The organism is Vibrio sp. 10N.286.52.C3, assembly GCF_041468865.1.
Taxonomy (GTDB): domain Bacteria; phylum Pseudomonadota; class Gammaproteobacteria; order Enterobacterales; family Vibrionaceae; genus Vibrio; species Vibrio crassostreae_C.
The window spans coordinates 29,200-52,660 of sequence record NZ_JBFRJM010000012.1; the positions used below are offsets into that span (position 1 = coordinate 29,200).

Annotated in this window: 25 protein-coding genes; 2 read left to right on the forward strand and 23 right to left on the reverse strand. The window is 45.6% G+C overall.

Annotated features, from left to right (window positions below; all coding sequences use genetic code 11):
* The first annotated feature begins 1 nt into the window (after position 1).
* The gene (gene ilvA / locus AB4138_RS05165; protein WP_102426595.1) at positions 2–1,546 is read left to right on the forward strand and encodes a threonine ammonia-lyase, biosynthetic; all 1,545 of its coding nucleotides are present in this window, start codon (positions 2–4) and stop codon (positions 1,544–1,546) included.
* 97 nt (positions 1,547–1,643) lie between these two features.
* On the opposite strand, the gene punR is transcribed toward ilvA, so the two are convergent.
* Positions 1,644–2,558: a DNA-binding transcriptional activator PunR gene (gene punR / locus AB4138_RS05170; RefSeq protein ID WP_136974240.1), complete on the reverse strand. Its 915-nt coding sequence runs from the start codon at positions 2,556–2,558 to the stop codon at positions 1,644–1,646.
* Between the two features lie 163 nt (positions 2,559–2,721).
* Here punR and punC point away from each other — a divergent pair, with 163 nt between their 5' ends.
* Positions 2,722–3,933, forward strand: a complete 1,212-nt coding sequence (gene punC / locus AB4138_RS05175; RefSeq protein WP_050633564.1) for a purine nucleoside transporter PunC — start codon at positions 2,722–2,724, stop codon at positions 3,931–3,933.
* A 124-nt stretch (positions 3,934–4,057) separates the two neighbouring features.
* Here punC and glmU read toward each other — a convergent pair whose 3' ends face one another.
* The 22 genes from glmU to AB4138_RS05285 all read right to left on the reverse strand — a co-directional run bounded on the left by glmU (position 4,058) and on the right by AB4138_RS05285 (position 23,369).
* Positions 4,058–5,419 (reverse strand): bifunctional UDP-N-acetylglucosamine diphosphorylase/glucosamine-1-phosphate N-acetyltransferase GlmU, encoded by a 1,362-nt coding sequence (gene glmU, locus AB4138_RS05180; protein ID WP_136974239.1) that lies wholly within the window; start codon positions 5,417–5,419, stop codon positions 4,058–4,060.
* A 183-nt stretch (positions 5,420–5,602) separates the two neighbouring features.
* Entirely contained in the window at positions 5,603–6,025 is a 423-nt protein-coding gene (locus AB4138_RS05185; RefSeq protein ID WP_004735742.1) for a F0F1 ATP synthase subunit epsilon, read from the reverse strand.
* Positions 6,026–6,043: 18 nt separating this feature from the next.
* A complete protein-coding gene (gene atpD / locus AB4138_RS05190; protein WP_048610850.1) occupies positions 6,044–7,447 on the reverse strand; it encodes a F0F1 ATP synthase subunit beta in 1,404 nt (467 codons plus the stop codon).
* 34 nt (positions 7,448–7,481) lie between these two features.
* On the reverse strand, positions 7,482–8,348 hold the full coding sequence (gene atpG, locus AB4138_RS05195) for a F0F1 ATP synthase subunit gamma (RefSeq protein ID WP_016794171.1): 867 nt from the start codon (positions 8,346–8,348) through the stop codon (positions 7,482–7,484).
* 48 nt (positions 8,349–8,396) lie between these two features.
* The gene (gene atpA / locus AB4138_RS05200; protein WP_102321083.1) at positions 8,397–9,938 is read right to left on the reverse strand and encodes a F0F1 ATP synthase subunit alpha; all 1,542 of its coding nucleotides are present in this window, start codon (positions 9,936–9,938) and stop codon (positions 8,397–8,399) included.
* Positions 9,939–9,951: 13 nt separating this feature from the next.
* Positions 9,952–10,485: a F0F1 ATP synthase subunit delta gene (atpH, locus tag AB4138_RS05205; protein WP_372305198.1), complete on the reverse strand. Its 534-nt coding sequence runs from the start codon at positions 10,483–10,485 to the stop codon at positions 9,952–9,954.
* Positions 10,486–10,500: 15 nt separating this feature from the next.
* Entirely contained in the window at positions 10,501–10,971 is a 471-nt protein-coding gene (atpF, locus tag AB4138_RS05210) for a F0F1 ATP synthase subunit B (protein ID WP_032545592.1), read from the reverse strand.
* A gap of 59 nt (positions 10,972–11,030) precedes the next feature.
* Complete coding sequence (atpE, locus tag AB4138_RS05215; RefSeq protein WP_004411110.1) at positions 11,031–11,288, reverse strand: F0F1 ATP synthase subunit C; 258 nt, start codon at positions 11,286–11,288, stop codon at positions 11,031–11,033.
* Positions 11,289–11,336: 48 nt separating this feature from the next.
* Positions 11,337–12,134 carry a F0F1 ATP synthase subunit A gene (atpB, locus tag AB4138_RS05220; protein WP_017058797.1) on the reverse strand — a complete coding sequence of 266 codons (798 nt, stop codon included), beginning with the start codon at positions 12,132–12,134 and terminating at the stop codon, positions 11,337–11,339.
* A gap of 8 nt (positions 12,135–12,142) precedes the next feature.
* The gene (locus tag AB4138_RS05225) at positions 12,143–12,532 is read right to left on the reverse strand and encodes a F0F1 ATP synthase subunit I (protein WP_017058798.1); all 390 of its coding nucleotides are present in this window, start codon (positions 12,530–12,532) and stop codon (positions 12,143–12,145) included.
* Between the two features lie 192 nt (positions 12,533–12,724).
* Entirely contained in the window at positions 12,725–13,606 is an 882-nt protein-coding gene (locus AB4138_RS05230) for a ParB/RepB/Spo0J family partition protein (protein ID WP_017058799.1), read from the reverse strand.
* 23 nt (positions 13,607–13,629) lie between these two features.
* Complete coding sequence (locus AB4138_RS05235) at positions 13,630–14,403, reverse strand: ParA family protein (protein WP_029235097.1); 774 nt, start codon at positions 14,401–14,403, stop codon at positions 13,630–13,632.
* A 14-nt stretch (positions 14,404–14,417) separates the two neighbouring features.
* The gene (gene rsmG, locus AB4138_RS05240; protein ID WP_017058801.1) at positions 14,418–15,050 is read right to left on the reverse strand and encodes a 16S rRNA (guanine(527)-N(7))-methyltransferase RsmG; all 633 of its coding nucleotides are present in this window, start codon (positions 15,048–15,050) and stop codon (positions 14,418–14,420) included.
* Entirely contained in the window at positions 15,050–16,945 is a 1,896-nt protein-coding gene (gene mnmG / locus AB4138_RS05245) for a tRNA uridine-5-carboxymethylaminomethyl(34) synthesis enzyme MnmG (protein ID WP_017058802.1), read from the reverse strand. Before mnmG ends, rsmG begins: the two co-directional genes overlap by 1 nt.
* 482 nt (positions 16,946–17,427) lie before the next feature.
* Positions 17,428–17,862 (reverse strand): FMN-binding protein MioC, encoded by a 435-nt coding sequence (gene mioC, locus AB4138_RS05250; protein WP_017058804.1) that lies wholly within the window; start codon positions 17,860–17,862, stop codon positions 17,428–17,430.
* 50 nt (positions 17,863–17,912) lie between these two features.
* On the reverse strand, positions 17,913–19,274 hold the full coding sequence (mnmE, locus tag AB4138_RS05255) for a tRNA uridine-5-carboxymethylaminomethyl(34) synthesis GTPase MnmE (RefSeq protein WP_029235098.1): 1,362 nt from the start codon (positions 19,272–19,274) through the stop codon (positions 17,913–17,915).
* Positions 19,275–19,404: 130 nt separating this feature from the next.
* On the reverse strand, positions 19,405–21,027 hold the full coding sequence (gene yidC, locus AB4138_RS05260; protein WP_017058806.1) for a membrane protein insertase YidC: 1,623 nt from the start codon (positions 21,025–21,027) through the stop codon (positions 19,405–19,407).
* A gap of 2 nt (positions 21,028–21,029) precedes the next feature.
* Complete coding sequence (yidD, locus tag AB4138_RS05265; RefSeq protein ID WP_004735802.1) at positions 21,030–21,287, reverse strand: membrane protein insertion efficiency factor YidD; 258 nt, start codon at positions 21,285–21,287, stop codon at positions 21,030–21,032.
* Entirely contained in the window at positions 21,254–21,577 is a 324-nt protein-coding gene (rnpA, locus tag AB4138_RS05270; RefSeq protein WP_017055478.1) for a ribonuclease P protein component, read from the reverse strand. The genes yidD and rnpA overlap by 34 nt, the downstream gene beginning before the upstream one ends.
* A 45-nt stretch (positions 21,578–21,622) precedes the next feature.
* The gene (gene rpmH / locus AB4138_RS05275; RefSeq protein WP_004735800.1) at positions 21,623–21,757 is read right to left on the reverse strand and encodes a 50S ribosomal protein L34; all 135 of its coding nucleotides are present in this window, start codon (positions 21,755–21,757) and stop codon (positions 21,623–21,625) included.
* A 206-nt stretch (positions 21,758–21,963) separates the two neighbouring features.
* The gene (locus tag AB4138_RS05280; protein ID WP_017063027.1) at positions 21,964–22,701 is read right to left on the reverse strand and encodes an amino acid ABC transporter ATP-binding protein; all 738 of its coding nucleotides are present in this window, start codon (positions 22,699–22,701) and stop codon (positions 21,964–21,966) included.
* Complete coding sequence (locus tag AB4138_RS05285) at positions 22,698–23,369, reverse strand: amino acid ABC transporter permease (protein WP_009848134.1); 672 nt, start codon at positions 23,367–23,369, stop codon at positions 22,698–22,700. The genes AB4138_RS05280 and AB4138_RS05285 overlap by 4 nt, the downstream gene beginning before the upstream one ends.
* Between the last annotated feature and the right edge of the window lie 92 nt (positions 23,370–23,461).

The window sequence follows — 23,461 nt, forward strand, 5'->3', positions numbered from 1 at the left end:
TATGAGTGATGACACGGTCAGTCCCCAAAAACAAACTGGCGCAGATTATCTGCGTCAGATCCTGAGAGCGCCAGTTTACGAAGCCGCAATCGTGACACCTCTGCAAGAGATGCCTCGCTTAAGTGCTCGCATTGGTAATCAGGTTCAGCTAAAGCGTGAAGACCGTCAGCCGGTCCACTCGTTCAAGCTACGTGGTGCCTACAACATGGTATCAAGCCTTTCAGAGCAACAGAAAGCCGCAGGTGTGATTGCTGCATCGGCGGGTAATCATGCTCAAGGTATGGCGCTGTCTGGCTCTAAGCTGGGCATTCAGACTACGATTGTGATGCCAAAAACCACACCAGACATCAAGGTTGATGCGGTACGTGGCTTTGGCGGTAACGTAGTTCTACACGGCAGCAACTTTGATGAAGCTAAAGCTGAAGCAGAACGCCTTTCCGCTGAACATGGCTACACCTTTGTGCCTCCATTCGATCACCCATTGGTGATCGCCGGACAGGGCACCATGGGTATGGAAATGCTTCAGCAAAATGGTCACATGGATTACATCTTTGTGCCTGTCGGTGGTGGTGGTTTGGCTGCGGGTGTTGCCGTGCTAGTTAAGCAATTGATGCCGGAAATAAAAGTCATCGCGGTTGAACCTGAAGATTCATCTTGCTTGAAAGCAGCACTGGATGCCGGTGAGCCAGTAGTACTGGATCAAGTCAGCATGTTTGCCGATGGCGTTGCGGTTAAGCGCATTGGTGAAGAGACATTCCGTCTGTGTCAGCAGTACATCGATGGTCACATTGCCGTGTCTAGCGATGAGATCTGCTCTGCGGTCAAAGACATCTTTGAAGACACTCGTGCGATTGCCGAGCCTTCTGGTGCGCTTGCTCTGGCTGGTTTAAAGAAGTTTGCAGAGCAGAACCAACTGCAAGGCAAACAACTGGCAACTGTACTTTCTGGTGCTAATACCAACTTCCATGGTCTGCGCTATGTGTCTGAACGTTGTGAGCTGGGTGAAAAGCGCGAAGGTCTACTTGCGGTTACTATTCCTGAGCGACAAGGTGCCTTCCTAGAGTTCTGTAATATCATTGGCGGCCGTGCTGTGACTGAGTTTAACTACCGTCATAACGATGACAGCCTAGCGAACATCTTCGTCGGTGTACGTCTCAATGGTGGACAAGAAGAACTCGATCACATCATCAACGACCTGCGTGAAGGTGGCTATCCAGTCGTCGATCTGTCTGATGATGAGATGGCAAAACTGCACATTCGTTACATGATTGGTGGCAAACCATCAAAACCATTGAAAGAACGCCTATACAGCTTTGAGTTCCCAGAGTACCCAGGTGCATTGATTAAATTCCTTGATACCTTAGGGACACACTGGAATATCAGCCTATTCAATTACCGTAACCACGGTGCCGACTACGGCCGTGTATTGTGTGGCTTTGAACTTGATGACGATGATTTGGCTCAGTTCTCAACACATCTACGAGAGCTTGGCTATCAGTGTAAAGATGAAACCGATAACCCTTCCTACAAGTTCTTCTTGTCATAAGAGTTAACGACCGAATCAAAAAGAGCGAGTATTTACTCGCTCTTTTTATTGGTGCTGATTCAACTCAAACTTGAAAAGGATCTTCTCGCTAAGATCATTAGACCGCCTTGCGATGATCCAACCAATCTTGGTGAAGTTGTTCACTCGATCCTAGGTATTTCACCATCCACTCGATCAACTTATGGTTATCGTCTTTTCGCCACACCAAACAACAATGACTCTGCGGACTCGGTTCAGGCAGTATTTTTTCCACCAGCAAGCCTTGTTCGATAATTGGCGCGGCAATGTGCCTCGGCATATAACCCACCCCTACTCCATTTTTAAGGCATTCAATTGCGCTATACCAATTGGGTAACAACAGGCGTCTTTGACTTGAGTAGTGGCCTGTGTGTCGCTTAGGGAGCACACTGGAGGTATCATCCAAGCAGATGGCTGGATATTGGCTCACGAACTCTTCATTGAGGTTCTGTTCGCGCACACACGGGTGACTTGGCGACATTACAAATGCCCAATCTAATTGCCCCATGTCTTTGACTTCAAAATCGCCACCAACTGGCACAGCTGAGGTGGCGCCAATCACGATATCCGCCCTGCCCTGTGCAATCGCTTCCCATGAGCCGTTGAATACCTCCATGTTGATCTGAAGTTCGGCAAACTCAAAGGTTTGATAGAACTCTTCAATCATCGGCTTCATCTTGTCGAGCTTCACCACATTATCGAGCGTCAGACGCAAGGTTTTCTTCCAACCTCGAGCTGCTCGACGAGTCTGGGCACTGACCTCTTCCATTTGCCTCAGTAGTGCACGCGCCTCTTCAATGAACAGTTCACCTGCCGGAGTGAGCTCAACCTTTCTCGGTAAACGCCTGAAAAGCAGCACATCCAGTTCTTGTTCGACCTGTCTGACACCATAACTGATCGCCGAGGGCACTTTGTGCAACTGCTCAGCCGCCGCGGTAAAACTGCCCAAGCGCGCTACCGTATCGAGCATTTCTAAAGAGGATTTAGAGAACATAAGCCTTCAAATTTTTTGATTGATAACCACATATTTTAGCGTTTTATTTTATCAGGTCTGAAAAATAGAATGTCAGCATAAATAAACAGGGGCTTTCACTTCTGTATATCAAACAATTTTTTTGATGATAAAAACATCACTACCTTTAGCTTAATGGCATCTTATGAATATTTCTAAATTTCAATTGGTCTACCTTGCAGTTCTTTCAATGCTTGGCTTTATTGCGACCGATATGTACCTTCCTGCATTTAAGGCAATGGAAGTTGATTTCGCAACCGGCCCAGAGCAAATAGCTCTGTCTCTAACGGTATTCCTTGGCGGTATGGCAATGGGTCAGCTTCTTTGGGGTCTGGCGAGTGACAAGTATGGTCACCGCAATACGCTGGCGGTTGGTCTTGTTATCTTTACCGCAGCTTCATTCGGCTTAGCATTCAGCACCGAGGTATGGCACCTACTGACACTACGATTCATTCAAGCGATCGGCGTATGTGCTCCAGCGGTAATCTGGCAAGCAATGGTAATCAAGCGTTACTCACAAAGTAGCAGCCAGCAAATTTTTGCAACCATCATGCCTTTGGTTGCGCTATCTCCTGCACTAGCACCTCAGCTAGGTGTGTTACTGGCAGATAACTTTGGCTGGCACAGCATCTTCATCACATTAACCTTGATGGGTGCACTGCTAGTGGCTACAACAATGGCTCAACCAAAAGAAGCGCCTGAAGTAAAACAGACATCGATTAAGACAGACATCAAGATGTTGCTTAAATCAAAGCCTTACATGGGTAATGTTTTAATGTTTGCATCAGCATCGGCAGCGTTCTTCGCTTACCTAACGGGTATGCCTGAGATCATGGCTCAACTAGGTTATGAAGCAAAAGACATCGGTTTGAGCTTTATCCCACAAACAATCGCGTTCATGGCGGGTGGTTACTTCGGTAAGCAAGCAGTGAAGAAATATGGCGATGGCGTTGTACTAAGAAACCTTATCGGTTTGTTCAGTGTAGCGGCGATGCTTATCTTTATCGCATCACAGTGGGAACTGACGTCAATCTGGCCTCTACTTGCGCCTTTCTGTTTGATTGCTGTCGCAAACGGCGCACTTTACCCAATCGTAGTAAACCGTGCTCTATCAAGCGCTAAACAAAGCCCAGCAACAGCTGCTGGTCTACAAAACAGCCTGCAAATCAGTATCAGTGGCCTATCAAGTGCATTGGTCGCGGCAATGGCTAGCCAAGCACTAAGCGCGACGGGTATTGCCGTTGTGATCTGTTTGGGTGCGTTGTGGGTTGGCTATATTGTTTCGAACAAAGAGCTTTCTGAACACTTCGCGACACCTGACAACTCTCGAGTAGTCGCTGACGAGAAACAAGACTAGTTTCTAAGTTAACGAAAACAAAAAAGAGCGAGATTACTCGCTCTTTTTTTATATCTAGATAAATAAGAAAAAGCCAGTAGCGGTACTACTGACTTTCATTTAAATCATCTTATTTATTAAGAGACTACTTTTTCTTAGTCGGACGCTGCCAGTCAGCAATCTTACGTTCTTTCGCACGGCTGATAACCAGCTCATTTTCCAACACATCACGCGTCACTGTAGAGCCAGCACCAACCGTCGCACCATTACCAATCGTAACAGGCGCTATTAATTGACTATCTGAACCAACAAACACGTCATCACCAATAATGGTCTTAAATTTATTCGCCCCATCGTAGTTACAAGTAATTGCACCCGCACCCACGTTTACGCGCTGACCAATTTCAGCATCCCCAAGATAAGTCAGGTGGTTGGCTTTAGAGCCTTCGCCAAGGCGAGTGTTCTTCACTTCAACAAAGTTACCGACGTGCGAGTTATTACGCATGTCAGCGCCAGGACGTAGACGAGTAAAAGGACCAACCGTACAGTCTTCACCGACCGTTGCACCTTCAATTACGCTGTATGGACGCACGATGGTGTTGTCATCGATCTCACAGTCTTTCAAGACACAACCGGTGCCGATAACCACGTTGTCGCCAATGCTTACGCTGCCTTCGATGATAACATTAGTATCAATCTCAACATCCATACCGCACTGCAGTTCACCACGCAGATCAAAACGGCTTGGGTCACGAAGCATTACGCCTTGCTTCAATAGCTTATCTGCTTGCTCAGCTTGGTAAGCGCGCTCTAGACGAGCAAGTTGAGAGCGGTCATTCACGCCTTCCACTTCAATAGGGCTTACTGGATGTACTGCTTCAACCGCACGACCTTCGTCGTGAGCCGCTGCGATAACGTCAGTCAGGTAATATTCGCCCTGTGCGTTGTCGTTACTTAGACCAGACAACCAGCGCTTCAGATCGCCACCTGTCGCCACCATAACACCAGTGTTGATCTCTTTGATAAGCTTCTGCTCATCCGTTGCATCTTTCTGCTCAACGATAGCCACAACAGGGCCATTACGACGAATAATGCGACCGTATCCCATTGGGTTGTCTAGCACGACCGTAAGTAGCGCGATACCACCGTTTGGTTGAGCGTCTAATAGGTTTTCAATGGTTTCAGGTGAGATCAGTGGAACATCACCGTAGAGCACCAATACTTTTTCATCATCAGCGAAATGTGCAGATGCTTGATCCACCGCGTGGCCTGTACCCAGTTGCTCAGCTTGCAGTGCCCAATTTACAGATTCTTCAGCTAGAGTAGCCTTCATCTGATCACCACCGTGGCCGTAAACCAGGTTGATGTTTTGAGCGCCTAGACCATTACAGGTATCGATAACATGCTTCACCATTGGCTTACCCGCAAGTGTGTGCAGAACCTTTGGTGTGTTTGAATACATGCGAGTGCCTTTGCCCGCCGCGAGAATTACCGCGCTAAACTTCATTGTAAACCTATCCAACGTTATTTTTATTAAGCCGATATTGTAACCGTTTTTGGCCGAAAAATTAAATCGCAATAACCATTTAACCAGTAGTGATACGTAAAAGAAGCATTTTTGAGAACATCAAAAATGCAAAAAGGCGACCCTTAGGTCGCCTTTATCTCAGAGTCTATAATCTTAAAAAGACTAACGACGCTGTTTTGTCAGTTCGATAACTCGTAACTGAGCAATGGCTTTAGCCAGTTCACCGGCCGCTTGTGCGAAGTCTATGTCGCCATGCTGATTTTGGATATTCTCCACAGCCTTGCGTTTAGCTTCTTCCGCCTTTGCTGCGTCTAGCTCTTCACCACGGATAGCTGTATCAGCCAGTACAGTCGCTGTACCAGGCTGAACTTCTACCATACCACCAGAAACATAAATAATTTCTTCGTGGCCGTGCTGCTTAACAATACGCACCATACCAGGCTTGATAGCGGTCAGCAGTGGAGTATGACCATGGAAAATACCAAGCTCACCCTCACTACCGGTCACCTGAAACGTCTCAACAAGGCCTGAGAAAATTTGTTTCTCTGCACTTACAACGTCTAGGTGAAAGGTTATTGCTGCCATATCGCCTCCTAGTTAGCCTTATAGCTTCTTAGCATTCTCGATAGCTTCGTCAATTGCACCACAGTACATGAACGCTTGCTCTGGAATGTCATCGTATTCACCAGATAGAAGACCTTGGAAGCCACGTAGAGTCTCTTTAAGAGGTACGTAAACGCCTGGGTCACCTGTAAATACTTCCGCTACGTGGTAAGGCTGAGTTAGGAACTTCTCAATCTTACGAGCACGAGATACAACTTGCTTATCTTCTTCAGATAGCTCGTCCATACCTAGGATAGCAATGATATCTTTCAGCTCTTTATAGCGCTGAAGAGTAGACTGAACGCCACGAGCGATGTCGTAGTGCTCTTGTCCAACTACCAATGGATCCAGTTGACGTGAAGTAGAATCTAGCGGGTCGATCGCTGGGTATAGACCCATAGATGCGATGTTACGGTTAAGTACAACCGTTGCATCCAAGTGAGCGAACGTTGTTGCTGGAGACGGGTCAGTCAAGTCATCCGCTGGTACGTATACCGCCTGTACAGACGTGATAGAACCAGATTTAGTTGACGTGATACGCTCTTGTAGAACACCCATTTCTTCAGCTAGTGTAGGTTGGTAACCTACCGCAGAAGGCATACGACCTAGAAGTGCTGATACTTCAGTACCTGCTAGTGTGTAACGGTAGATGTTATCAACGAACAGTAGAACGTCACGACCTTCGTCACGGAAGCGCTCTGCCATTGTTAGACCAGTCAGTGCAACACGTAGACGGTTACCTGGTGGCTCGTTCATCTGACCGTAAACCATCGCTACTTTTGATTCTTCAGGTTTTTCGATGTTTACAACACCTGCTTCCTGCATCTCAAAGTAGAAATCGTTACCTTCACGAGTACGCTCACCTACACCTGCAAATACAGATAGGCCTGAGTGTTGAAGTGCGATGTTGTTGATAAGTTCCATCATGTTAACGGTCTTACCTACACCAGCACCACCGAATAGACCGATTTTACCACCCTTAGCGAATGGACAAATCAAGTCGATTACTTTAACACCAGTTTCTAGAAGAGCTGTCTCGTTAGACTGCTCTTCGTAGCTTGGAGCTTCACGGTGAATGGCGTAATGCTCTTCAGCACCAATCTCGCCACACTCATCAATCGCGTCACCTAGGACGTTCATGATACGACCCAATGTCTTAGTACCTACTGGTACTGAGATTGGAGCGCCAGTATTTTCAACTGTCAAACCACGACGTAAACCATCAGAGCTACCCATTACGATTGCGCGAACTACGCCACCGCCAAGTTGTTGCTGAACTTCAAGAACTAGACGTTCTTGTACTTCATTAACATTCAGAGCGTCGTATACACGAGGTACTTCACCCTGTGGGAACTCTACGTCGACTACCGCACCGATGATCTGTACGATCTTACCTGTAGCCATCGTTAATCCTCTAACTATTTAGTTTTACCTAAGCTTAAACCGCAGCTGCGCCTGAAACGATCTCAGAAAGTTCTTGTGTAATCGCCGCTTGACGCGCTTTGTTATACACAAGTTCTAAGTCATCAATAATGTCACCAGCGTTATCTGTTGCTGATTTCATTGCAATCATTCGAGCCGCTTGCTCACAAGCAAGGTTCTCAACCACACCTTGGTACACTTGAGATTCGACATAGCGAACCAATAGTGCATCTAGTAGTGGTTTTGGCTCGGGCTCATAAATGTAGTCCCAAGAATGACTGCGTTTCATTTCTTCGCTGTCTGATTTAGGCAAAGGAAGTAATTGATCGATCGTTGGTTCTTGAACCATAGTGTTTTCAAACTTGTTGAACACTACGAACAGGCGATCTAATTCGCCTTCATCATATTTCTTCAGCATAACGCTTACAGAGCCAATCAAGTCTTCAAGGCTTGGACGATCGCCCAGACCAGAAACTTGAGCTGCTACTTTCGCGCCGCTGTTGTTGAAAAATGCTGTCGCTTTTGAACCTACAATTGCAAGTTCAACGTCAGCACCTTTCTCAGACCAATCTTTCATGTCGTTCATGGCTTTTTTGAACAAGTTAATGTTCAAACCACCACAAAGACCACGGTCTGTAGAAACGATGATGTAACCAACACGTTTGGCTTCACGTTCCTCAAGATAAGGATGCTTATACTCGAGGCTACCATTAGCCAAATGACCGATCACTTTACGCATTGTTTCTGCATATGGACGAGTAGCTTCCATTGCGTCTTGAGAACGACGCATTTTTGAAGCTGCTACCATTTCCATTGCTTTCGTAATCTTCTGTGTGCTTTTAACACTACCGATTTTATTACGTATCTCTTTTGCGCCGGCCATCGTTACTCTCCGTTAATGGTATGAGGTGGCCCTAAGACCACCTACCAATTACCAGGTCTGGGTTGCCTTGAAATCGTCAACAAGCTTCTTCAGCTCAGCTTCGATTTCTTTATTGAAAGCACCCGTTGTGTCGATCTGTGTTGCTAGATCGGCATATTGACCACGAGCAAACGACAGTAAAGCAGCTTCAAAGTCTAGAACTTTAGAAAGTTCAACGTCTTGAAGGTATCCACGCTCTGCAGCGAAGATTACTAGAGCTTGGTCAAATACAGACATAGGAGCGTATTGCTTCTGCTTCATCAGTTCTGTAACTTTTTGACCGTGGTCTAGCTGCTTCTTAGTCGCTTCATCAAGATCCGAAGAGAACTGAGCAAATGCTGCAAGTTCACGGTATTGAGCTAGAGCAGTACGGATACCGCCAGATAGCTTCTTGATGATTTTAGTCTGCGCCGAACCACCTACACGAGAAACTGAGATACCAGGGTCAACAGCTGGACGTACGCCCGCGTTGAATAGCTCAGTTTGTAGGAAGATCTGACCATCGGTAATCGAGATTACGTTCGTCGGTACGAATGCAGATACGTCACCAGCTTGCGTTTCGATGATAGGAAGAGCAGTTAAAGAACCCGTCTTGCCTTTCACTTCGCCTTTAGTGAATTCTTCTACGTAGTGTTCGCTTACACGAGCAGCACGCTCTAGTAGACGAGAGTGAAGGTAGAAAACATCACCAGGGAACGCTTCACGACCTGGTGGACGCTTAAGCAGTAGTGAGATCTGACGGTAAGCGACAGCTTGCTTAGATAGATCATCATAAACAATCAGTGCATCTTCACCGCGATCACGGAAGTATTCACCCATCGCACAACCAGCATACGGTGCAAGGTATTGCAGCGCTGCAGATTCAGAAGCCGATGCAACAACAACAACAGTGTTTGCTAGTGCGCCGTGCTCTTCTAGTTTGCGAACTACGTTAGCGATAGTCGACGCTTTTTGGCCGATTGCAACGTAGATAGAGAAAATACCAGAATTTTTTTGGTTAATAATCGCATCGATCGCCATCGCTGTTTTACCAGTCTGACGGTCACCGATAATAAGTTCACGCTGACCACGACCGATAGGGATCATTGAGTCAACTGACTTGTAACCAGTTTGAACAGGTTGATCTACCGATTTACGGTCGATTACACCTGGTGCGATAATTTCTACAGGCGAAGTCAATTTCGCATCAATAGGACCTTTACCATCAATTGGCTCACCTAGCGTGTTTACCACACGACCAAGCATTTCAGGACCTACTGGTACTTCGAGAATACGACCCGTACCTGTAACTTTCATGCCTTCCTGTAGGTCAGCATATGGGCCCATTACAACAGCACCAACCGAATCACGGTTCAAGTTCAGTGCTAGCGCGTAACGGCCACCCGGTAGTTCAATCATTTCACCTTGCATCACGTCCGCTAGGCCGTGAATGCTAAGGATGCCATCGCTTACCGAAACGATAGTACCTTCATTGCGAGCTTCACTAACAACGTCGAAAGATTCAATACGTTGTTTAATTAGATCGCTAATTTCAGTGGAATTAAGTTGCATGCTCCAATCCCCATTAAGACTGCAATGCATCGCTCAGGCGGTCTAAACGACTGCGCGCTGAGTTATCGATGACTAGGTCTCCGGCTCGAATAATAACTCCACTAAGTAGAGTCTCATCTATACTGCAATTCAGCTGAACTTTGCGCGCTAAGCGCTGTTCCAATTTGCTGCTGATCTCTGCGCGTTGTTCTTTAGAAAGTTCAACCGCTGAAGTGACTTCAACGTCGATCTCTTTCTCGTGCTCTTGTTTGAGCAATAAGAACTCTTTGCAAACATCAGGAAAAGCCATTAAGCGGCCATTCTCTGCCATTACTTTTATCAAGTTCTGGCCGAATTCATCAAATTGTTCGCCACAAATTACAATGAATGCTTCAGCTAATTTTTCAGCAGTTTGAGAGCTGCTTAAGAAATTGTGAACATCATCATTTTGTGCCACTTCGGCAGCAAAAGTAAGCATCTGACCCCATTGGTCTAGCTCACCTTTCTCTACCGCAAAGTCAAACGCTGCTTTAGCATAGGGGCGTGCGATTGTAGTCAAATCAGACATATACAGCCCCTTGCTTTAAAGTTTTGCAGTAATGTTGTTAAGAAGATCATCGTGTACATCTTTATCGATTGTACGCTCAAGGATTTTCTCAGCACCAGCAATTGCCAGAGTTGCGACTTGTTTGCGCAGGTCATCACGGGCACGTGTGCGCTCAGCTTCAATTTCGGCTTCCGCTTGCGCTAAGATTTTCTGGCGTTCTGCCTGAGCCTCTTCGCGAGCTTCATCAATAATTTGAGCCTTGCGTTTATTTGCCTGTTCAATAACCTCAGTTGCGGTGCGCTTCGCTTCTTTCAATTGGTCAGAAGCGTTGGCTTGTGCTAGATCCAAGTTTTTAGCAGCGCGTTCAGCGGCTACTAGACCGTCAGCAATTTTTTTCTGACGCTCTTCAATTGCTTGCATGATTGGTGGCCATACATATTTCATGCAGAACCAAACAAACATAGAAAAAGCAATTGCTTGACCTAACAGAGTTGCGTTCATATTCACAACAGCTACCCCTCGTTAAGAATCAACTACAAAAATTTAATTAACTAATTAACAGTTAATTAGCCTGCTAGTTGACCAACAAATGGGTTAGCAAACGTGAATAGTAGTGCGATTACGATACCGATCATTGGAACAGCATCCAGTAGACCAGCGATGATGAACATCTTAACTTGTAGCATTGGAGCCATTTCAGGTTGACGCGCAGCGCCTTCTAGGAATTTACCACCAAGAATAGCAAAACCAATTGCAGTACCTACGGCACAAAGACCAACAATAATAGCAACAGCGATTGCTGAAAAACTTAGTACAGTTTCCATTTACGTTCTCCGATTAACATTAATAGTTAGAATAAAACTTAAAAATTTTTAGTGATCGCCATCTTCATGGGCCATTGATAAATAAACAATTGTTAACATCATGAAAACAAATGCTTGAATCAAAATAACCAAGATATGGAAGATAGCCCAAGGTAGAGAGCCTACCCATTGTAAATACCACGGTAGCATTGCCGCACAAAGAATGAATACAACCTCACCTGCGAACATGTTACCGAATAGACGCATACCAAGTGATAGAGGCTTCGCGAGTAGCGATACCACTTCAATCAGTAGGTTAAACGGGATCATGATTGGGTGATTAAATGGATGTAAAGCAAGTTCTTTGGCGAATCCACCTAAGCCTTTTACTTTGATGCTGTAGTAGATCATCAGAGCAAAAACACCTAAGGCCATTGACATGGTTATATTAACATCAGCTGAAGGAACCACTTTCAAATAAGGGATACCTAGCCAATGCTCCGCAGGATATGGTAAGAAATCGATAGGCACTAAGTCCATCAAGTTCATTAAAATAATCCAGCAGAATATAGTCAGTGCTAATGGAGCAATCAGAGGGTTGCGGCCATGGAAAGTGTCTTTAACGTTGCCATCAACGAATTCAACTACCATTTCAACAAAACACTGAAGCTTACCAGGTACACCTACTGTTGCTTTCTTAGCGACTGAGCGAAAAACCCAAAGGAATAACATCCCTGTCAACACCGAAAAAAACAGACTGTCTATATGTACGTTCCAGAAACTTGTCTCCTCTACAAGACCAAACTTAGCTAAAGAAAGGTTTTGTAAGTGGTGCTCAATGTATCCGGATGCTGTTGGCGCAGCCATAACTCATCCTATTTTTTATTGTTAATGAAAAGCACTGGCGCAAAGATATTAATACCTAGAACCAGTAAATAGGTCAGTTTGAGGGGAACTAATTCCACCTGCATATACATGTAGACAATAGAGAATAGTAGAACTGTGATAAGGATTTTTAGCGCTTCGCCTGCATAGAACGACGCCGCAACTAACTTAGTTGCGCGAGCTCCACTAAATAGGAAAGCACACACACAAAAAACTGCATTTGCGATGACAAAAATACCGCCACCGATTAATGCAGCAAAACCCCAATCAGGATTAACAGCTAAACCTAACCCTATCGCCACTAATATAACCGCGCTAAGCTCGATCAATAACATTTGCTTTGCAAGCACTCGTCCTGGTCTTGCTAACGCCGCTACCATGTATTCGTTCCTCTTTTAAGCCTTCTTTACTACTCGCTTAAAAGCGTGCTGAGAAATTGGCGAAAATTATACGTTCAGCCAAATTGATTGCAATAACAATGCAGCAATCATTTACATTTTTGTATACAAACCTACAACTTTTGTACGAAATTACTTGTTTATTACATAATTGACCTAAATCAATTATCTCATTTAGTACTCTAGTTTAGCAATAAGTTGCTCTAATTTGTGAGGCTCATCAAGAGTAATTGTCACTTTTGACTTACCGCTAACAGAACGAGTAACTGAAACGTTTGCTTGCAATTTTTCCGTGAGTCTTCGTGAAAGTTCGATAGCTTCTGTGTCTTCAGGCTTCGATTCACCTTCAACGTCTGGTTTTAAGCACTTTTTGACAAGTTGCTCAGTTTGACGCACGGTCATTTTTTTGGTTGCCGCAGTGTTTGCTGCTTCAACCTGGGTATCACCTTCAAGCGCAAGCAGTGCTCGAGCATGCCCCATTTCCAGTTGTTTATTGGAAACTAAACCTTTTACTTCATTTTCGAGCTGATTTAGACGTAATAAGTTACTCACCGTAGCTCTCGATTTACCGATTACATCAGCGACTTGTTGGTGTGTCAGCTCAAATTCGTTCTGTAGTCGCTCTAGCGCTTGTGCTTCTTCGATAACATTCAGATCTTCACGCTGAATATTCTCAATCAACGCCATCGCGATAGCGGCTTTGTCTTCGACTCTCTTGACCAAACATGGCACTTGTTTAAGGCCAGCTTGACGAGCCGCTCTCCAACGACGTTCACCAGCAATAATCTCGAACTGGTCGTGCGCCAATGGGCGAACTACGATCGGTTGGATAATGCCTTGAGATTGAATTGATGCTGCCAGCTCTTCTAGCGCTTCAGGCGCAATATCCTTACGCGGTTGATATACACCAGGCTTCAAGCAACCAACAGCCAGTTCAATAAGCTCACCATCAGCCGACAACGCCTGACTATGAGAAGCAACTTGCTGTTTTTCACGAGCCAATGAGCTAGTTGCAAGCAATGCATCTAGCCCTTTTCCTAAACCACGCTTAGACATTGAGCGAATTCCTTTGGTTGGACCTATACTGGGACTTCTTCACGACGCAACATTTCGCCAGCAAGAGCAAGGTAAGCCTTAGCTCCTGCGGAATATTTGTCGTAGTACATTGCTGGCTTGCCGTGACTCGGGGCTTCTGCCAGACGCACATTTCTAGGGATCACAGTTCGGTAGACTTTGCTACCAAAGTGTTTTTTGAGTTGATCAGATACTTCGTTCGATAAGCGGTTGCGAGGATCGTACATAGTACGCAGAAGACCTTCGATCTTCAGGTTCTCGTTTACAACAGCCGCTAGCTTACTGATGGTATCCATCAATGCAGTCAAACCTTCCAAAGCAAAGTATTCACATTGCATAGGAACCAATACGGAGTCGGCCGCAGCCATCGCGTTGATTGTAAGAAGGTTTAATGAGGGCGGGCAATCAATAAAGATGAAATCATAGTTATTGCGAATGGGTTCGAGTGCATTTTTTAAACGAACTTCACGAGCAAACACTTCCATCAGCTTGATTTCTGCCGCAGTAACATCACCGTTCGCGGCGATGAGGTCATAATTGCCAGATGTACTCCGGCAAACCACCTCATCAAATGGGGTGTCTTCAACCAACAAATCGTAAGCTGTTGCTTCAACTTGATACTTGTCGACACCGCTCGCCATAGTGGCATTACCTTGAGGATCGAGGTCAACAACCAATATCTTGCGTTTTGTTGCCGCCATTGATGCTGCTAAATTAATGCAAGTTGTTGTTTTTCCTACGCCACCCTTCTGGTTGGCAATTGCTACGATTCTACCCACTATGGCCTCGCTGATTATCCCTGACGCGATAAAGTAACTAGATGACGCTCTCCATCAAGCTCTGGCACTTGCAAAGCTTTAATGTCTGTCACTGAACACCATTCAGGTAACAGGTCGATTTCGTCTCTAGGATGTTGTCCCTTAAGAGCCAAAAATACACCGGATTGCTCTTTAGGTAAATGGTGACACCACTCTACCATGTCTGTCATTGACGCAAATGCACGACTGAGCACTGCATCAAACTTTTCTTCTGGTTGAAATTCTTCAACGCGACTTTGAACCGGTACCACGTTGTCGATACCCAGCTCATGAATCACCTGTTTGATAAAACGAATACGCTTACCTAGGCTGTCTAGCAAGTAAAACTCGCAGTCTGGATTCATGATTGAGAGCGGAATCCCAGGAAGACCAGGTCCCGTACCCACATCGATAAAGCGCTTACCTTGTAAGTGAGTGCTAACAATGATGCTATCTAAGATATGTTTCACCATCATTTCTTGTGGGTCACGAACTGATGTTAGGTTATAAGCTTTGTTCCACTTGTTCAGTAACTCAACGTAGCCAACCAACTGGCCACGTTGTTTTTCAGATACTTCAAGTTCAGTCTGGCCAATAAGGTGATCCAGTTTTTCGCGTAATGCGCTCATTATGCTTCCTCACCTTTTTTCAACAGGCCGTGTTTTTTCAAGTAAACCAATAGAATTGAGATTGCTGCAGGTGTGATACCTGAAATTCGCGAAGCAATACCAATTGAGTCAGGCTTAGCTGTCGTTAGTTTAAGAACCACTTCGTTAGAAAGTCCTTTTACCTTGCTGTAATCGATATCAGCAGGCAGTTTGGTGTTTTCATGACGCAGTGATTTTTCAATTTCGTCTTGTTGACGCTGAATGTAACCATCGTACTTCACTTGGATCTCAACTTGCTCAGACGCTTGTTGATCTTCCAGTGCAGGACCAAAACGATCCAATGCGGTTAACTGTGAATAAGTCATTTCAGGGCGACGAAGAAGATCTTCACCGCTCGCTTCACGAGACATTGGTGTTTTCAGAATTTGGTTCAGTTGATCAATATCTTCAGATTTTGGATTAATCCAAGTCTCTTTCAGACGTTGACGCTCCTTCTCCATGTTTTCCATCTTCTCGTTGAAACGAGCCCAACGAGCGTCATCAACAAGGCCAAGTTCACGCGACTTTTCAGTCAAGCGGATATCGGCGTTGTCTTCACGAAGCAGCAGACGGTATTCCGCGCGAGACGTAAACATGCGGTAAGGTTCTTTGGTACCCATGGTAGATAGGTCGTCGATAAGCACGCCCATGTAAGCTTGGTCACGACGTGGACTCCAGCCTTCTTTGCCTTGAGTAAACAAACTTGCATTCAGACCGGCCATCAAGCCTTGTGCAGCCGCTTCTTCATAGCCAGTGGTACCGTTGATTTGACCCGCAAAGAATAGACCTTTGATAAACTTAGTTTCGTAAGTCAGCTTAAGGTCGCGAGGATCAAAGAAATCGTACTCAATCGCATAGCCAGGGCGAACGATATGAGCATTTTCAAAGCCCTTCATCGAACGAACAATTTGAACCTGTACATCAAACGGCAGACTGGTAGAGATACCATTCGGGTATAGCTCGTGAGTCGTTAGACCTTCTGGCTCAATAAAAATTTGGTGACTGTTCTTGTCAGCAAAACGCATTACTTTGTCTTCAATCGAAGGGCAGTAACGAGGGCCAATGCCTTCAATCACACCCGCGTACATAGGGCTGCGATCAAGGTTGGCACGAATTACGTCATGCGTATTTTCATTGGTATGCGTGATGTAACATGGAATTTGACGAGGTTGTTGAGCTCGGCTGCCCATGAACGAGAAAACAGGCGTCGGGTTATCACCGTGCTGAACCTCAAGCTCAGAAAAATCAACGCTACGCGCATCGATACGAGGAGGAGTACCTGTTTTCAGGCGATCAACTCGGAATGGAAGATCACGAAGACGGTCAGCCAGTGCGATCGATGGTGGATCACCAGCACGGCCACCTGAAGAACTTTCCATACCAATATGGATCTTGCCGCCTAGGAATGTGCCCACAGTCAGAACCACAGCGCTTGCGCGGAACTTAAGGCCCATCTGCGTTACCACACCTACCACTTGATCCTGTTCAACGATCAAGTCATCAACCGACTGTTGGAACAAAGTCAGGTTTGGCGTGTTTTCAAGAACGTTACGAACAAAGGCTTTGTACAGTGCGCGGTCAGCTTGTGCACGAGTAGCACGAACCGCAGGGCCTTTTGATGCGTTCAATGTTCTGAACTGAATACCTGCATGATCAATAGCTTGCGCCATTAATCCACCCATTGCATCGACCTCTTTTACCAAGTGGCCCTTACCGATCCCGCCAATGGCTGGGTTACAAGACATTTGTCCTAGTGTATCGATATTATGAGTAAGTAATAACGTACTTTGACCAGTACGTGCAGATGCGAGTGCGGCTTCCGTTCCTGCATGGCCACCACCAACAACGATGACGTCAAATTTTTCGTGATAAAGCATGAACCGACCTCAGGTATTCAAACGTTTTCTAGATTGATAAAAAGGAGCGATATTCTACCTGTTTTCATAGCCTGAGAAAACGTTTTTGGGATTTTTCGAAAAAGCTGTTTTTAATTAATATAGATAAGATCTTTAAGGAGATCTTTTATTAGATCTATTATTAGGATCGAGGGTATCTGTGGATAAGTCGGAAATGATCAACGAGATCATGGATCTTTTTTGGATCAAATGATGTGATCTAACTTTGATCAGGATGAGGATTAGCTGGGATCAAAATGGCTACTTATTCACAGGAGGAAATTAGCCTAAAACTTGTTATTTGGATAACTATAGGTTAATCACCGTATATGTATGATCTTATCCACAGCAGAAATTGAAAATAGATCGCTAATTTTCGATGTTTTTGAAAAAAAGTTATTCACAATCACGATGTTCAGAGACAAAAAAAGCGGCATAAGCCGCTTTTTGAGAGAGGAGAGAGGTTAAAACTGGTCGCTATGATCGTTGAACCAAGCTTCTGCTGCGTCTTCTGGTACCGGAGTTTCCAATACATCGATGGTAAAACAGTCAGAAATAGGCTGAGCACCGAGCTCTTTCATCTGGCTGTGGACTGATTTTCCCGCCAAACAGAAGGTATCGTAACTCGAATCACCAAGCGCCACGACAGCAAAGCGAACCGGGCTTAAATCTGGAGATTGCTGGGTCAATGCGTCGATAAACGGCTTAATATTATCTGGAAATTCACCCGCACCATGAGTTGAAGTCACCAGCAACCAAAAGCCTTGTTGGGGAATATCATCGAATTCAGGCTGATTATGAAGGGTGATCTCGTGGCCTTGCTCTTCAAGAAGATCATTAAGGTGATCGCCAACGTACTCTGCACCACCTAAGGTGCTGCCTGTAATAATGTGGATCATTAAGCTGTCCTTACTAAAGAAAAAGGCCAGCATGAGCCGGCCTTTAAAGGTTATTTACCAATACAGAAAGAGGTGAAGATACGGCCGAGTAGGTCATCGGAACTGAATTCACCAGTAATCTCGTTAAGGTGTTGCTGCGTTATACGCAGTTCTTCTGCCAAGATTTCCCCTGCCATATAGCCTTCGAGCTGTTGCTGGCCAATATCTAGATGCTCAGATGCGCGTTCTAGGGCATCTAAGTGGCGACGACGTGCCATGAAGCCACCTTCATTGCCACCAGCAAAGCCCATGCAATCTTTTAAGTGATTACGTAGTGCATCAACGCCTTGTCCCGTCTTTGCTGATAGTCGAATCAGAGTTGGATCATTAACATGGCAAATCCCGAGATCTTCACCGGTTTGATCGGCTTTGTTACGAATCACGGTCATTCCGATGTTATTCGGCAGACGATCAACGAAATCTGGCCAGATATCTTTCGGGTCGGTTGCATCGGTAGTGGTGCCATCGACCATAAATAAAACGCGATCGGCTTGAGCAATTTCTTCCCAAGCGCGTTCAATACCGATTTTTTCGACTTCATCCGAGGCTTCACGCAGGCCTGCGGTATCAATAATGTGCAGTGGCATACCATCAATATGGATATGTTCACGAAGTACATCACGGGTTGTACCTGCAATATCAGTCACAATCGCGGAGTCTTTACCCGATAATGCATTCAGTAAGCTCGACTTACCGGCATTAGGACGACCTGCAATCACCACCTTCATACCTTCACGCATGATGGCACCTTGATTGGCTTCTTGGCGAACCGCTTCGAGGTTGTCGATGATAGCTTGTAAGTCAGCACTTACTTTACCGTCAGCAAGGAAATCAATCTCTTCTTCTGGGAAGTCGATAGCGGCTTCAACATAGATGCGTAAGTGAATCAGAGAGTCCACCAGCGTATTAATGCGTTTCGAGAACTCACCTTGCAACGATTGCAGAGCTGATTTCGCCGCTTCTTCTGAACTGGCATCAATGAGGTCAGCAATCGCTTCTGCTTGGGTTAAATCCATCTTGTCGTTCAAGAAGGCACGCTCCGAGAACTCACCTGGGCGTGCTGCGCGTAGACCTGGAATAGCGAGGATGCGCTTGATGAGCATATCCATTACCACAGGACCACCGTGGCCTTGCAGCTCTAAAACGTCTTCACCGGTAAACGAGTGCGGGTTAGGAAAGTAAAGCGCGATGCCTTGGTCTAGCTCTAAACCATCGTGAGATTTAAAAGGGGTGTACTCAGCGTAACGTGGTTTCAGTACTTTGCCGGTAACTTCAAGCGCAACTTGGGCTGCTTGTGGGCCTGAAACGCGAATAATACCGACGCCGCCACGGCCGGGTGCAGTCGCTTGAGCAACAATCGTATCTGTAGTCATAGTTGTGCCTGCTAGCATGTGAAAGCCAAAAAGGGGCGCTCACGATTAATCAATTAGCTGAATTGTAATCAGCTAAAAACAAAAAGGCGACCTTTTGGTCGCCTTTCTTTGTCTCTTTCTATTATCGAACTTACTTAGAATGTAAGCCTTTCTTTTCCAGCGCGCGGTAGATAAGCGTTTGCTGAATCAGAGTTACGATGTTCGATACTAGCCAGTATAGAACCAGACCTGAAGGGAAGAACAGGAAGAAGAATGTGAACATAACCGGCATAAAGGTCATGATCTTCTGCTGCATTGGATCCGTTACAGTTGTCGGGCTCATCTTCTGGATTAGGAACATTGAAGCACCCATCAGAAGTGGCAAGATGTAGTATGGGTCTTGTGCTGAAAGGTCAGTAATCCAACCGAAGAACGGTGAGTGACGCAGTTCAACAGACTCCATTAGTGCCCAGTATAGCGAAATGAAGATAGGCATTTGCAGAAGGATAGGTAAACAGCCACCTAGTGGGTTTACTTTCTCTTTCTTGTAAAGCTCCATCATTTCTTGGCTCATGCGTTGACGGTCGTCGCCGATACGCTCACGCATTGCAGTCAGCTTAGGCTGAAGCATACGCATTTTCGCCATAGACGTGTACTGAGCTTTCGTTAGTGGGTACATAGCACCACGAACGATGAAAGTTAGACAGATGATTGCCAGACCCCAGTTCACAACGATGCCTTGAATGAACGAAAGCAGAGTATGAAGTGGTTTAGCAATGAACCATAACCAACCGTAGTCAACTACTAGGTCTAGGTTAGGTGCAACAGCAGCCATTTGGTCTTGAAGTTTAGGACCAACCCAAAGCGTTGCTTTGAAGTTTGCTTCGTCGCCAGTAGCGATGGTTTTGTTCGGCATGCGAACACCGATGTCGCCAAGGTTACCAATTACACGAGTGTAAAGGTTGCTGCCTGCTTCGTCGCGTGGGATCCATGCACTTGCAAAGTAGTGCTGAATCATCGCTGCCCAACCTTGACCGTTTGCTAGGTTAAGAGACAGGTTGCGATCTTGCATGTCGTCGAAGCTGTATTTTTTGTAACGCGTATCTTCCGTAGAGTAAGCACCACCACGGTAAGTTGGCATTGTTAGGCTACCGCCGTCATCCATTACGTTCTGACGCAGGTGAGCGTACATGCCGAATGTCGCGTTGTTACCAGAGTTGTTGACTACATCGTATTCAACATCCATTGCGTAGCTGCCACGCTTAAGGATGAATGTTTTCGTGTAATCAAGGCCGTTCGCTTGGTAAGTCATCGGGATGCGTAGTTCATCCTGACCATCAGCAAGCGTGAAGCTGTCTGCTGAAACTGTGTAGCTTGGGCGGTTTGTGCTGCTTAAATCGATACCTTGAGGACCCACTAGACCGCTTTGTGCGATAAATTGGTGACCTGGTTCGTTTTTAAGAAGAACAAACGTATCTTCAGAATCGAACTCAGCAGAGTAATCGTTTAGGTTTGCTTTAACGACATCACCACCAACCGTATCAATTGACAGAGTCAGTACATCAGTTGTTACTGTGATAGTTTTAGCAGAAGAAGCAACTTGACCAGGAGCCGGGTCTAGATCATCTGCATAAGATGGCGCTGGTAGGGTGCTGCCAGATTGTGCCTGCTCAACCGCTTGTGGTGCTGGATTCTGAGCTACGTTCCATTGTTGGAACAGTAGGAAAGAAACCAAAGCCAATGCGATTAACAGGATATTACGTTGAGAATCCATCGTTATTTATCTCTGTCTTGTTTTTGGACTGGTGGAACGGGGTCAAAGCCCCCTTCGTTCAAAGGATGGCATTTTAATAGACGTTTGCCTGATAACCAACACCCTTTTACAAAACCGTGAGCTTTCAACGCTTCTATCGCATATAAAGAGCAGGTTGGAGTAAATCGGCAGCGTGGGCCGATGAGTGGACTAATAAACCATCTATAAAAATAGATGGGTATTAGCGCTATCCACGCGAAGGGCGAGACAGGCGAAGCCATAATTTGTCGAGTAGCTTGAACATTTCTTCATTGCTTAAATCTTGCGCGCTCTTCTTAGCGATTACAACAAAATCTTTGTTAGGAAGTTTGTGTTGAGTGTTACGAAAGCTTTCACGAGTAAGACGCTTGAATCGGTTACGACCCACGGCGGTTTTAATCTGCTTTTTCGGAACTGCTAATCCAAGACGAGGATTTGAAAGAGAGTTATTTCGGGCAATGATGGTGAAATGAGGGGAGCCAGCTCGATGAGCTTGCTTGAAGACATTTTGATAATGTTCGGGAGTTAACAAGCGTAACTCCCGACCGAAGGCTAGCTTATTCAAAATAATCAAAGATTACTTAGAAAGACGCTTACGGCCTTTTGCACGACGTGCATTGATTGTTGCGCGACCGTTCTTAGTAGCCATGCGAGCACGGAAACCGTGAGTACGCTTACGCTTTAGAACTGTAGGTTGAAAAGTGCGTTTCATTGTAATTACCTTACTGATCAGTAGTTTTAGGTTTTTGTTAAACCCGGCGTGGGCATTTTTTCTCTTCTTTATATAAGAAAGGAAAACCGACGCCTCTCAACAAAGAGGCGGAATTGTAATCACTGTCACAAAAAGTGTCAATGATTGGGTTAACTAAAATTCCGGTCGGGGGATTATACGTAGAATAACTAAAATCACAAGGATCCTTAGTCGATCCCAACCTTATTTAAGAATTTTTTTAATTTAGGATCCTGTGGATTACCAAAAATATCCTGTGGAGATCCCTGCTCGATAATATGACCGTCAGCCATGAAGATCACTCGGTCTGCGACCTCTCTCGCGAACTGCATTTCATGGGTAACCACCAGCATGGTTTGATGCTGATTTGCCAGTTTTTTCATTAGGTTAAGCACTTCGCCAACCCACTCAGGATCGAGCGCTGAAGTCGGCTCATCAAACAGTAAAAGCTCGGGTTGTAGTGCCATTGCACGGCCAATACCCACCCGTTGTTGCTGGCCACCAGAGAGCGCGGCTGGGTAGCTATCACCTTTGTCACCTAAGCCAATATCATCAAGTATTTGTTGTGCTTTTTCATGGGCTTGCTGTTTTTTCCAACCACGAACGGTAATTAAACCTTCAGCAATATTCTGTCTCGCGGTTTGGTGAGCGAACAGTGCATAGTTTTGGAACACAAAACCGGTCTTACGACGCAGTGCAAGCACCTCTGCCTTAGTGTGTTTCTGAGTATCAACCTTGATATCATCAATCGAAATCGTGCCTTGATCGGCTTGCTCTAGAAAATTCACACAACGCAGTAGGGTAGATTTACCCGTACCACTTGAACCTATGATGACAATTATCTCACCTTGTTTGATTTCTAGGTCGATCCCTTTCAAAACTTCGGTGTCACCAAACTGCTTGTGGATACTTTGTAATTTGATCATCGTACATACGCCTTATTCAGTTTCACTTCGGCCCAAATTTGAATACGAGTGAGGATAACCACCACGCCCCAGTAAATCAGTGCGACTGCTAAGAAAGCCTCGAAGAAGCGGAAACTTGAAGAAGCCTCCATCTGAGCTTTAGCCATGATTTCGGCGACACCTAGGGTGAAGGCAAGTGAAGTCGACTTGATCATATCGATGAAGTAGTTCATCAACGACGGCAGTGCCACGCGAGTTGCTTGCGGTAAGATCACTCGGCGCATCGCTTGGCTGGTTGTCATACCGACCGAAAGGCTGGCTTCCATCTGGCTGCGATCAATACCGATAATCGCGGCACGAATACTTTCTGCCATATACGCGGCAAAGTGCAGGGTTAAGCCAATCACAGCGGCGCTGAAGGCATCCAACCCAACCATCCACGGGAAGACTTGTGGTAAGCCGTAATAAAGGAGGAACAGCTGCACCAACAGTGGTGTGCCTCGGAAGAAGCTAATGTACAGCTGGCTCAGTTGGTCGAGCACTGGGATTTTGAATACACGAATATTCGCCAGTATCAGAGACAGGATCAGAGCAAAGAACAAGCCCCAGGTCGCCATCTCCATCGTGGTGCCTAAATACTTCAGTAGTATTGGCAACAGCTCTAGCATGTAATTAAAGTCAAATCCCATAATCTATCTCGTATTTTTATTGGCAGTGTTGTTCTATATGTAAGTACTGTTGTATCAGGTTTTTTAATCAGTGCACAAAAGCAAAAAGCCCA